Annotated in this window: 9 protein-coding genes; 7 read left to right on the top strand and 2 right to left on the bottom strand. The window is 44.7% G+C overall.

Going from position 1 to position 12,183, the window contains the following annotated elements:
* Positions 1 to 14 precede the first annotated feature (14 nt).
* Positions 15 to 1,082 carry an RluA family pseudouridine synthase gene (locus tag ECHVI_RS03110; RefSeq protein WP_041738285.1) on the top strand — a complete coding sequence of 356 codons (1,068 nt, stop codon included), beginning with the start codon at positions 15 to 17 and terminating at the stop codon, positions 1,080 to 1,082.
* Positions 1,083 to 1,735: 653 nt separating this feature from the next.
* On the opposite strand, the gene ECHVI_RS03105 is transcribed toward ECHVI_RS03110, so the two are convergent.
* Positions 1,736 to 2,968 (bottom strand): IS110 family RNA-guided transposase, encoded by a 1,233-nt coding sequence (locus tag ECHVI_RS03105; protein ID WP_015264485.1) that lies wholly within the window; start codon positions 2,966 to 2,968, stop codon positions 1,736 to 1,738.
* Positions 2,969 to 4,029: 1,061 nt separating this feature from the next.
* Complete coding sequence (locus ECHVI_RS03090; protein ID WP_015264482.1) at positions 4,030 to 4,746, bottom strand: DUF4197 domain-containing protein; 717 nt, start codon at positions 4,744 to 4,746, stop codon at positions 4,030 to 4,032.
* Positions 4,747 to 4,828: 82 nt separating this feature from the next.
* Here ECHVI_RS03090 and ECHVI_RS03085 point away from each other — a divergent pair, with 82 nt between their 5' ends.
* The 6 genes from ECHVI_RS03085 to ECHVI_RS03060 all read left to right on the top strand — a co-directional run bounded on the left by ECHVI_RS03085 (position 4,829) and on the right by ECHVI_RS03060 (position 12,063).
* Positions 4,829 to 6,895 carry a GAF domain-containing SpoIIE family protein phosphatase gene (locus ECHVI_RS03085; protein WP_015264481.1) on the top strand — a complete coding sequence of 689 codons (2,067 nt, stop codon included), beginning with the start codon at positions 4,829 to 4,831 and terminating at the stop codon, positions 6,893 to 6,895.
* Between the two features lie 24 nt (positions 6,896 to 6,919).
* Entirely contained in the window at positions 6,920 to 7,264 is a 345-nt protein-coding gene (locus tag ECHVI_RS03080) for an STAS domain-containing protein (RefSeq protein WP_015264480.1), read from the top strand.
* On the top strand, positions 7,254 to 7,682 hold the full coding sequence (locus ECHVI_RS03075; protein WP_015264479.1) for an ATP-binding protein: 429 nt from the start codon (positions 7,254 to 7,256) through the stop codon (positions 7,680 to 7,682). Before ECHVI_RS03080 ends, ECHVI_RS03075 begins: the two co-directional genes overlap by 11 nt.
* A gap of 92 nt (positions 7,683 to 7,774) precedes the next feature.
* Positions 7,775 to 9,790 carry a peptidylprolyl isomerase gene (locus ECHVI_RS03070; RefSeq protein WP_015264478.1) on the top strand — a complete coding sequence of 672 codons (2,016 nt, stop codon included), beginning with the start codon at positions 7,775 to 7,777 and terminating at the stop codon, positions 9,788 to 9,790.
* Positions 9,747 to 10,664 (top strand): peptidyl-prolyl cis-trans isomerase, encoded by a 918-nt coding sequence (locus tag ECHVI_RS03065; RefSeq protein WP_041738283.1) that lies wholly within the window; start codon positions 9,747 to 9,749, stop codon positions 10,662 to 10,664. The genes ECHVI_RS03070 and ECHVI_RS03065 overlap by 44 nt, the downstream gene beginning before the upstream one ends.
* Entirely contained in the window at positions 10,657 to 12,063 is a 1,407-nt protein-coding gene (locus tag ECHVI_RS03060) for a peptidylprolyl isomerase (protein ID WP_015264476.1), read from the top strand. Before ECHVI_RS03065 ends, ECHVI_RS03060 begins: the two co-directional genes overlap by 8 nt.
* The last annotated feature ends 120 nt before the right edge of the window (positions 12,064 to 12,183 follow it).

Here is a 12,183-nt window from a genome sequence, read left to right as displayed (position 1 = left end):
CTTATTTTTGCAGAATGAATGATGAAATGGACGATGAATTGTTTGATTTTGATGGAGCCGCTGAGGACGATCAAACAGACGGAGCCTCAGGATATGAGCACCTTAGAATAGCAGTGGACAAGGGACAGGCTGCCACGAGGGTGGACAAGTTTCTGACTGACAAGGTGGCCAATGTTACCCGTAACAAGGTGCAGCAGGCCATTGATAATGGGCAAGTTAAAATCAATGGCAGCAATACCAAAGCGAATTATAAGATCAAGCCTGGGGATGTGATCACTGTGGTCCTAGAGATGGAACCGCGGGAAACAGAAGTATTGCCCGAAAAGCTTGATTTGGATATTGTCCATGAAGACGATCACCTTTTGGTCGTCAACAAACCTGCTGGAATGGTCGTCCACCCAGCCTATGGCAATTGGACCGGAACATTGGTGAATGGGTTGGTGTATCATTTTAGCCAACTTCCTGAGATGCCCGGTAACAGTGGAAGGCCGGGGCTGGTCCATAGAATTGATAAGGATACGAGTGGCCTTTTGGTCATTGCCAAATCCGAGCAGGCCATGACAGGACTGGCCAAGCAGTTTTTTGATCACTCCATCGAACGGACCTATATCGCCCTGGTTTGGGGAGAGCCGCAAGAGGACGCCGGGACCATCGATGCCCATGTGGGAAGGAGTGCCCGTGACCGGAAGGTGATGGATGTATTTCCTGAAGGGGACCAAGGTAAAAATGCCGTTACCCATTGGAAAGTGCTCAAACGACTTCGATATGTCTCGTTGGTTCAGTGTAACCTCGAAACGGGAAGAACCCATCAGATTAGGGCGCACATGAAGTACCTTGGCCATCCGTTGTTTAACGATGCCGTGTATGGAGGGGATAAAATCCGGAAGGGTACCCAGTTTTCAAAGTATAAGGCTTTTGTAAATAATTGCTTTAAGTTGCTCCCTCGGCAAGCGTTGCACGCCAAATCTTTGGGTTTTTCACATCCAATCAGCCAAGATTTTTTACAGTTTACCTCCAATTTGCCAGAAGATATGCAAAGTGTTTTGGAGAGATGGGAAAACTATGTAAATTTTGAGGGATAGAAATTTTTATTTAAAAAAATGTTAAAAAATGAACTTTATAATTGCCTATACGTTAACTTTACTACATAACTATTAGAGGGATTTCAAAAGGAAACCCAAAACACATTATCAAGTTTTCAAAAACGAGCACGGTTTAGCCTGTTTTAAGCGTAATATTTTCAAATAGAAAACGTTGTCGTTAAAAAAAATGTAAAAATTTGTTAAACCTTTTTGAAAATTTTTGAGTTTAAGATACGTGATGTATCTTTGTAGTGTAATTAAAGCCAAAGGAAGTTTGGTGATAGTATTGTAAGGCGGATAATCCGCAACGGGGAAGTGGAGACACTTTGAAAGGTTCGAATCCTTTTCTTACAACAGGTTATTTTGGGTTTATTGTTAATTGACTAAAGCTATGAGATTCTATTTCATAGCTTTTTTTTCTGAAAGAGAAAATCTAAAAATAGGCTTGTTCAGTCATTTTTAAAACTGGTAGGGCATAGTTTTGCTATCCTTTGAAAGGTTTTTTAAAGGACTATAAATTAAGTTAGGCCAAGTTAGAGAGTAAAATTTTTTCTACATGCTCGAAGCAATAACCGTTTGTTCTTGGCCTATGAGTTCAGTTTTTATTCCGGGACTTGTAAATCACCAATAAAAGCTCGAACTTTCACTTAATCTTAATTGGGACGGATGTCCACTTGGACTCCGAGCCCGCGCAGGCGCTCTAAGGATTTCTTAATCTGCGCCTGCTTTCTTTTTTCCTGATAGGTTGTATCGTCAGGCTCTAGGTAGGGCTCCTTGTTTTTGAGGATGTAATACAGTCCGGTCAAGATTTTATGAGCTACGGCAATCAGGGCCTTTTTAGATCCGCGGCGAGCAGCTATTGCCCCATATTTGCGGCCCAAATAGGTGTCCTTTGTGTGTGATGCGGCCCAAGCAGCTTCGACCAATGCAGTTTTCAAGTATTTGTTCCCATGTGTGATGCGGGTTGACTTCTTCTTGCCTGCACTTTCGTTGTTGCCCGGGGAGACACCTGCCCATGATGCCAGGTGTTTGTGATCAGGAAAAACCTCCATGTCATTGCCTGACTCGGCCAGGATATTCATGGCGGTTTCTTTACCTATTCCGGGTATGGTCTGGAGTAAATCGACCTCTTGTTGAAGCTCGACTGCATAACGCTCAATTCTAGCCTCGATGTGCCCGATCTGGGCGTTGATCGAATCAATGGAATCACGGAGTGTGGCCAGCATGAACCGGTGATGTTCGGTGAGTCTTCCCTGCAGAGAAAGTTTGAGGTCCGCCATCTTTTTGCGCAAGGAACCTTTGGCAAGGTTGGCCAGGTATTCAGGATCATCCTGTTTCCGGATCAAGGCATCTATGATGAGCGTACCTGTGACCCCAAAGATATCCGAAGCCACTGAGGCCAGTTTGATATTGGCATCTTCCAGGATTTTATGCAACCTGTTGCGTTGGGCGACCCGCTGTGCGATCAGCTTACGTTTATACCTGCAAAGATCACGTAGCTCTCTTATCCACTCGGTAGGGACAAAGCTCCCCTTTAACAGACCGCTTAGAAGCAATTTGGCAATCCATTCACTGTCTTTCTTATCTGTCTTATGACCGGGAACATTCTTGATATGCCGGGCATTTACCAGGATAATCTTAAAATCCTCTTCCAGGATGTTGTAGACAGGTTTCCAATAAACTCCGGTACTTTCCATCGCAATGTGGGTAATGGAAAGGGAATTCAGCCATGTTTTAAGCTCCTCGATCTGAGCAGTAAAGGTCCCGAAGGTACGGGTATCAATCTCAACGTCAATGCCACTGACTGTGGCCACTACCGTCTTTTGGTGAACATCGAGGCCACAGCCCCGCTGGATCACCTGTTCGAATTCAATTTGTGATGACATAACCGATAAGTGAATGTGAATATTCTACTTATACGGATAAACTCCTCTTTCATTCCCGTTTGTGAAGTCCTAATTCATGAATGTTTTTATTTTTAGGGATCAAGCGAAAAGTTGGGGACTGCCAGTTTTACTTAATGGCAAAACCGGATCAAGCGATATTTCTAGGGATACGAATGTTGACATGGTCTTATGAAATAGAATTTCATACCGATAAAACGATGGACTTCCGCCATAGGGCAAACGCTTTAAAACAAATGTTCCTGTTCGCATTTATATTTGCCGTTCCTACGGAACTTCCCCTTTTGTGTGTAATCATTTTTGGTGCAGGTGGTCACCTGCAACTTCTGTATGACCCTCCGCCAAAGGCGGATTAGGCATGATGCTCAGTTGCTAACGCATATCCAGGGTTTGACCTCAACCAAGCCAACCATTATGCATGAACAGATAGCTGCACCGGCCTGTACGATCCAAATCAACAACTCATTCTTTCAGCCTATTCCGCCATTCGGCACCATAGGCTACCGCGGTTTCCCAGGTACAAATCGGGGCAAAGTGCCTGCGGCACGATAAATTTTGTAACCTGCGGATGAATCCGCAGGAACTTAAGCGCTCCTCAACCTCCCGAAGGAGTGCCAGCGGCACGGATGAACACGGATAGACACAGATAGTATGCATAAGGCTTTGCAAATCTGTGTTCATCTTTTTATCGGAACCATCATATGCCATCAAGGCTCAAAGCAATTTTACATTCCTTTCAGTTCAGGTTACAGCATCCACTGGGTCAAGTTGTATTGCTGGGGACCAGGATTCATCCTCATGGAAAAAAAAATCGCCTGTTCAGGAAACTGCCATGATCACTGGGAATCTGGTAGGTAGCACACCCGATGACTGGCCCTGGAGGGGCGATACATCCATAGCCATGGTGAAGCCCATGGTAAATTTGCCCATCCAACGTTTTCCGTTTTAGCCGCATTGACCGCCCTGTTCCCCGCAACTTCCCGCTAAAACCCTTTCATAAACATGTAAACATTCCTCGCCCCGAAAATATGGTTTGATCCATTTTAGTCCTGCGCAGCAAATACTCTTTTTAGAATGCTGCTGGTCCGTTCCAGCGGATTTTCGCGGATCGCCTTTTCCTCTTCAGCGATCAATTTAAACAATCCCTCTATGGCTTTGTCCGTCACATAACTGTTTAAGTCCGGATCCAGCTTCTTTTGGGTCGTGGGGAAAGTGTTGTAGCTGTTGACCAAGTCACCATAGTATCGCGTGGCCCCCACCTTGTCCAACGATTCCTGGACATGTGGCTTGAACAGGGCCGTCAATTGATCCGTAGTGGTTCGCTGTAAATAGCGGGTAGCCGCATCATCTTCTCCTTTAAGGATGGTCCAAGCATCTTGGATGGTCATTTGTTTGATCGCATTGATAAAAATAGGTTTGGCTTCTTTTGCAGCGTCTTCTGCCCCGCGATTGATGGTGGTGATGACCTTGTCCACTTCTCCTCCAAGGCCAATCGTACGCAGTGTGCTTTCCACCTTTTGGACATCTTCCGGTAATCCGATGCGCAGCAGCTCATTTCCCAAATAGCCATCTTGCTTTCCTGCGATGTCGACCCCTTCGGAAATGCCTTTTTGCAGGGCTTCTTTCAGCCCATTGCTGACATCTCCTTCTGAGAGGCTGGCTTCAGTGGCTCCTTGGATAAATTTGTTCACCTCGGCTGTGGTGCAGCTCATCATCAGGCTTAGGATGGCCACGATACCGGCCATTACACATTTTTGCATGTTTATCATTGCTTAAAAACTTACACTAAAATTGATTCAGGTTATTTGATTGACATTACGTATTATTGTAATGGTTTTGTACATGATCAAATTTCCCAACATAAATATCGGAAGAATATTAATCCTGGTGACCGTTCTCACCTGGTTGGGATTGCTTTTTGTAGACTTGCTCCGTCTTTTCGGAACGGTTAATCGTATGAACCTGGGCATTGCCCATGAAATTACATGGACACTGGAAATCATTTTTTTTGTCTTGGTCTATTTGTTCTATTCACGATCCATCGAACGCAGCGAGCAAAATAACTTTATCCAACTCATCTGGCGAGCCGCTTCTACAGGCTTGATTGTCATTGGAGTGGCGTTTTTGATCAGGGTGTTTTATATCCTACTGGACGATACACGCCTTAGTACAGATCCCCTTTTGGGAAATTTCTTTTACCATGTCAACTTCGGGTTGACGACCTTGTTTCTTATTTCGTGTTCTTTGTTGTGGAAAAAGCTCATTTTATACCAAAAGAACAAGAATACCGTCCAACAATGGCAAATATATGAAGTCATGCTCTTAGTGAGTATGTTTTATGTATACTTTAACCAGAATACCTTTGATTTCACCTTCCTTTTTGGCTTGGTGTTCTTGCTGATTTTTGGGGTTATCATATCGGTAAACCTCAAATGGATTCCTTACCTGACCTTTAAGGACAAGTGGAAGTCCATTCTGTTTTTTGTGATTATCCTGATCACGACCTCCTTTCTCTTCATGCAATCCCTGAGCCATCAAAGCCATCATGCAGAAATTAACCTGATGGACAATTTGTTTTTGATGGGGCTTTTTGGGTTTGTGTTTGTTTATTCACTGTTTAGTTTTTTGGTGACGCTCTTTAATCTACCGACCTCGTCGGTTTTTGAACAGAAGCTTACTGAAGCGATCAACTTTCAAAAACTAAGCCAATCGATACAGCCCGGCCAAAGTGAAACCCAAGTGTTGGACATATTGGTGGACAGTTGCATGAGTGCCGCTTATGCCGATGCGGCTTGGCTAGAAATAGTGGACGAAGAAAACCAGCTGCAAATCCTGCACCAGCGGTTTGTGACCAATATGGACCGTAAGGAAATCAAGGCCCTGATGGACAAAAATAAAGTCTTCAGTAGTTTTCTAAGCTTGAGGAAGCCGTCTGCCACAGACCATGTCAATAGCGGTGTGGAGCATGACCTTTACAAGTCGGCTTTGGTGGTGCCGATATGGGTAAATAAAAGCCTCTTGGGATACCTTTTCTTGCTTAAAGAGGTGAAGAACGGCTTTAACAAGGAGATGCTTAATATCGTGACCACTTTTGTGGGACAGGCAAGCATTTCTGTCGAGAACCACCGGTTGCTTAACGAAGCCATCAAGAATGAACGCTATAAAGAGGAGTTGAAAATTGCCCAACGGGTACAGCGCAGCTTGCTGCCGTCTGCGCTACATCATAACAGCCACTTCGATATTTTTGGGTTTTCTGAGGCGGCCGATGAAGTAGGTGGAGACTATTACGAAACGTATCAATTTGATGAAAACCGGTTTGCCCTGATCATCGGAGATGTGTCCGGGAAAGGGCTTTCAGCGGCTTTTAACATGTCACAAATGAAAGGGGTCTTCCACAGCTTGGTACAGCTGGACCTTTCGCCCAAGGAATTCCTCTCAAAGGCCAATAATGCCTTGAGCAGCTGCTTGGCCAAGAACCTGTTTATCACGACTACCTATTATTTGATTGATACGGCAAAGGCCACCATTACCTTTTGCAGGGCTGGACATTGTCCCACGCTTTATTATGACAGTAAGGCAGGCGAGGCCGGTTACATTACCTTGGAGGGCATGGGCTTGGGGATTTTGCGGAGCGATAAATATCCTGAATACTTGCATGAAAAGACCATTCATTATCAGCCTGGAGACATTTTGGTCATGTATACCGATGGAATTATCGAGAGTAAGGATCAAAATGGGGAAGAGTTTGGTTATGAGAGACTAAAAGAAGTACTGAATACTTATAAGGATCAATCACCTGAGAAAATCAAAAATCACCTAATTCAAGCGGTTTATGAATTTGTGGGAGAAGCCGCTTTACCCGACGATGATTATTCCCTCATGGTATTAAAATTCTTAGAACAACATTAGCAAAAACTTAGCGTATAATCAGTTATGTTGACGATTAGTAAGAAGCAAGAAGACAATCATATGCTCCTCCTCCTTGACGGGCAGGTGGATGCCAGTAACTCTGTGGAGCTGGATGAGGCGATACATGAAGTGGTGGGCCAAGGCCACAAAAAAATCTTGGTAGACGGCAGTGAGTTAGCCTATATTTCCTCAGCAGGTTTAGGTGTCTTTATGTCCTATCTGGAGGAGTTTGAAGAGCAGGGGATCCATTTTTTGATTTACGGGCTGTCAGAGAAAGTAGCCAATGTATTCCATATCCTGGGCTTGGACCAGCTGATCACCATCAAATCAAGTAAGGAAGAGGCTTTAGAGACCATCCATGAAGCATGAGCTAAGACTATATTGTGAAAAGACCAAGCTGGCTGATCTAAGGGATTTCTTGGTCAAAGAGCTTTCCCACTCCAACCTTACTGAAGTGCTGAAGAACGAATTGGTGCTGGCCGTGGAAGAGGTGTGTGCCAATCGCATTATCCACACCCATGGCTGCAATCCATCTAACCACCTTCATGTAGGAGTTCAGCAGCATGACGACCGGATCATTTTTGAAATTACAGACAATGGCGAGCCCTTTGATATTTTGGACTATAAGACCCCCGATCTTAAGGAAGTCATCAAGGAAAGGCAAAAAAACAAAGCTGGAGGAGGAGTAGGCATTATGCTGGTAAAACGCATCATGGATACCATTGAAATAGAATCACACCCATCTTGGTACAAGGTAAGACTCATCAAGCAATTGAATTCCAAATAATTGTTAATTCTTGCCACTTATCACCTTTAAATCCACACATTCTACATTAAAATTTGTAACATTGCACAATTGTTTTTGGCATGGTAAATAAGATGAAAACTACATACCAGTGTCTTTGGGTGTTGGGTTTATTGGTGGCTTGTTCCCCAAACTCCAAGGTTTCGCAGAGCACTCCACTATCAGATGAACCGCAGTATCTGCTCACCGTGGGCAATGAAAATGTGTTCGCGGAGGAGTTTATGCACATGCTTTCGAAGAATAGGGCATTTGACAAGGAGGAGGATAAGCTCAGCAAAACCGAGTTTGAAGAGAATTTCGAGCTGTTCCTAAACTATAAGCTCAAGGTGAAAGAGGCGGAAGCGCTGGGCATGGATGAATCTGTGGAGTTTCAGCGAGAGTTTACGGCATTCAAGGAAGATTTAAAGCAGCCGTATATTTTGGAGACTTCCCTGCAGGAAGGGGAGATCAGAAAGGCTTATGCCAGAATGCAGGAAGTCGTTCATGCCCAACATATCTTATTGCGTTTTCCGGCAAATGCGAGCCGTGAGGACTCTGTGGCGGTTTACCGAATGGCGCTGAAAATCAAAGAAAGGGCTTCCGATGGAGAAGCATTTACGGTCTTGGCAATGGAGTATTCACAGGATCCATCGGTCAAAAGCAATAAAGGCGATTTGGGATATTTCACTTCCTTGCAGATGGTGTATCCCTTTGAGGATGCCGTGTATCAGTTGAAACCCGGCCAAATTTCTGATCCGGTGTTGACAGATTTTGGGTATCACGTGATCAAGCTCCTGGACAGGAAGCCCAATCCCGGTCAAGTCAAAGTGTCCCACATTCTGATCCGGACAGATCCTGCCGATCCACTTTCAGAAGACCGGGCACGAAGAAAAATTACGGACATCTATGCCGCCCTCCAAAAGGAAGATACCAGTTGGGAAGAGGTGTGTCAGCTATTTTCAGAAGATACCAATACCAAAGAAAAGGGAGGCGAACTGCCTTGGTTTGGCGTGGGAGCCTTTTTAAAGGAATTTGAGGAGGCGGCTTTTGGGCTGAGCGAAATTGGGGAGATCTCCTCCCCGGTGAAGACTTCCTATGGCTATCACATTATCCGCTTGGAGGATGAAAAGCCCCTGGCTTCATATGAAGAAATGGAGGAAAGCCTTAAATCCAAAATCCTGAGGGACAGTCGGTCAGGACTTATCAACAGCCAAGTGATGGCCATCCAAAAATCGCGGTACCAATTTAGGGAAAATACTCCGGTCATTACTGCGGCAAGGACAGCAATCTCCGAGCAGTCCAAGTCACTTAAGGATCTTCGAAATACCTATACTGCCCAAAACTTGATGGACAGTACGTTGTTTACCATCGAAGAACATGGCAAGACCGTGGCCGATTTTGTGGGTTTTGTAGAGCGGGACGAAGTGGTCGTAAAAGTGGGAAAAAGAACGCCTTTCGATGCGTGGTTTGGGAAATTTGTGGAGACCTCACTGGATCAAGCGGAGGAGGCAGATCTCTTGGCCAATAACGATGATTTCCGATTGCTGGTAAATGAATACCGCGAAGGGATTTTGCTGTTTAATCTCATGAATGAGCGGGTTTGGCAGCGGGCTTTAACAGATACGGCAGGACTGAAGGAGTATTTTGCAAGTCACCGGGATCAATACACGTGGGGAGCCCGTACCGAGGCACTGATCGTGTCGGTATTAGCGCCAGAGGCAGCCGCACCCATAAAGGCATTCTTGACGGATAAGCCTTACCAACCTGGATTAAAAACATCACTGGTGGATCATTTGGACAGTCTTTCGACGTTATCATATCAGGTGGAAGAAGGAGTATTTGAAGTCGAGAATAAGCCTGTCCTGCAAGAAATTGAAATTCAGTCGGGACTTCAGGAAGTTACCGTAAAGAATAAACGTTATATTGTCCTTTTGGGCAAGCAATATCCAGCGGGACCCAAAGCGTTCGAGGAAACCCGCGGAAAGGTAATCCAAGATTATCAAGAACATTTGAACGAAACATTAATCAGCTTACTGAAGCAGAATTTTATCATCCAGGTCAATGAGGATGAAAAAGCGAGAGTCGAAAATATCGTTGTTGGGCAGCACTAGCAGTGTGGTGTTATTCCTGTTCATGGCGGCGGGAGTGGTGTCTAGCTGTGGCTTCTTCAAGGTGAAATCCGAAGAAGATACCGCGGCCAATAGCAGCCCTGCCGTGGCTTCCGTGGATGACATCTATTTACGCCAATCGGATCTGGATTTTGTGACACGGGAAGCGACCAGTGCCAGTGATAGCACGGATTTGGCCAATCGCTATGTCCAGTCATGGGTGAAGAAGCACCTTATGATCAAGGAGGCCAGCCAAAAAGTTTCAGTCAGTAAAGCGGAGCTCGATAAGAAGCTATTGGACTATAAATATGCGTTAATTGTGTATGAGTATGAAAAGGCGTATATCGAGGAAAACCTAAACAGGGAAGTTTCCGATGAAGAGGTCAATGCCTATTACGAAGAAAATATCCATAATTTTACACTCAAGGAAATCATCGTGCGGGCCAATTTCATCAAAATGAACAAATCGCTTCCCCAAAATAACCAAGCGAACCGTCTTTTAAACCAATCCGGTGAAGCCGCCAAACTTGAATTGCGGGAATTGGCGATAAAGTCGGCAGCCAACTATTTTCTGGAAGATTCCACTTGGGTGAAATTTGATGAGATCATCACCAATACGCCTTTGGCAGAAAACCAGAATAAAGTACAGCTGCTTACCAGGGGGAAGCCCCTGATAAAGGTTGAGGATGATCAGTATAACTACTATTTCAAGGTGCTGGAATACAAGCTCCGGGATCAGGTGCCTCCAGTGGAATTTGTCAGGGATGAGATTTCTAAAATCATTGTCAATAAAAGAAAAGTAAACCTAGCAGAAGACCTTCAAAATGAAGTTTATTCGAGGGCAAAAGGTAATAATGAATTTAAAATATATGAATAACCTTACTAAAACGCTGGCCGTTATTTTATGCTTTTTGAGCACTATTACAGTTTATGCTCAGGAGAAAGACAGTACCAGTACGGAAGAAAGCAAGCCATCCGGGCAGATATTGGATAAAATCATTGCCAAAGTAGATAATTATATCATTCTGGAATCAGACCTTCAGAAGTCCTATTTGGAGGCTATTTCCCAGTCCCAGCAGGGCTTTGAAGCTCCTTCCCGATGTGAAGTGTTTGAATCTTTGCTGGTCAATAAATTGATGCTTGCAAAAGCTGAAATAGACTCAGTAATCGTTACCGACGCGGAAGTGGTGATGGATGTGAACCAACGGTTCAATATGGTATTGCAGCAGTTTGGAGGGAATGAGGAAACCTTAGTGGAGGCCTATGGCAAGACGGCAGAGCAGCTAAAATCTGAGATCCATGATATGGTAAAAGAGCAAAAGACCATCGCTAAGATGAGGAGTTCTATTGTCCAAAGCATGTCTGTTTCTCCTGCTGAGGTGAGGGAATTTTACAATAAGATTCCCAAAGATTCACTCCCCTTCTTCTCTGCTGAAGTTTCTGTAGGACAAATCGTCAAAAAGCCAGAGCCAAGCAGGAAAGAAAAAGACCGGGTGATCAAGCAATTGAGCGATATCAAGCAGCGCATCCTCGATGGTGAGGTGGATTTTGCCTCTATGGCCATCAAATATTCCGAAGATCCCGGATCAAAGAACCAAGGAGGGGATTTGGGCTTTTTCCGAAAAGGGGAGTTGGCGCCGGAATATGAGGCGATGGCCCTTAGCCTCCGGGAGGGAGAAATCGGAGATCCTGTGGAATCCCAATTTGGAATCCATTTGATCCAGTTGCTGGAAAGGCGGACCGATTCTTATAATACCCGACATATTCTCATCAAGCCAAGGCCCACCGAGCAGGACATCGCTGCTGCCGAACGGGAGTTGGACAGTCTGAGGCATTTGATCGAATTGGACAGTATGAGCTTTGCCAAGGCAGCAAAGGATTTTTCTGAAGATAGGAATACGTCCGATAATGGTGGGTTCTTCTCTGACCCCACGACAGGAGCAAATAGGCTTTCTGCAAGGACACTTGAGGACCCTATCTTGTATTTTACGATAGATACCATGCAAGTAGGAACCATCAGCCATGCTTTACGCTATGAAGAGCAAAATCAGCGTACTGGTGAGCCAGAAAAGGCCGTTAGGCTGCTTTACTTTAAAAACGAGTATCCTGCTCACCGGGCCAATTTGGAGGATGATTATGAAAAGCTCAAGGCAGCTACCAAAAAGCAGAAAGAATCCGAGGCACTGGAGGATTGGTTTAAAATAGCCAAAGAAGAAGTTTACATCGATATTGATCCAGCCTATGATCGGTGCAATGCCCTTAAAGAGGAGGATTGATGCCTTGGAGCAGTGATATAAAAAGCGAGCACTTGATCTGATCAAGTGCTCGCTTTTTTGTGTCATTTTAGCTTCCTGAAAAATCCGCTAATCTATAATGTGTGTTAAGCCTGAAATAGG

Origin of the sequence: Echinicola vietnamensis DSM 17526 (assembly GCF_000325705.1) — a bacterium.
Classification (GTDB): domain Bacteria; phylum Bacteroidota; class Bacteroidia; order Cytophagales; family Cyclobacteriaceae; genus Echinicola; species Echinicola vietnamensis.
This window is presented reverse-complemented; position numbering and strand designations above follow the sequence as displayed.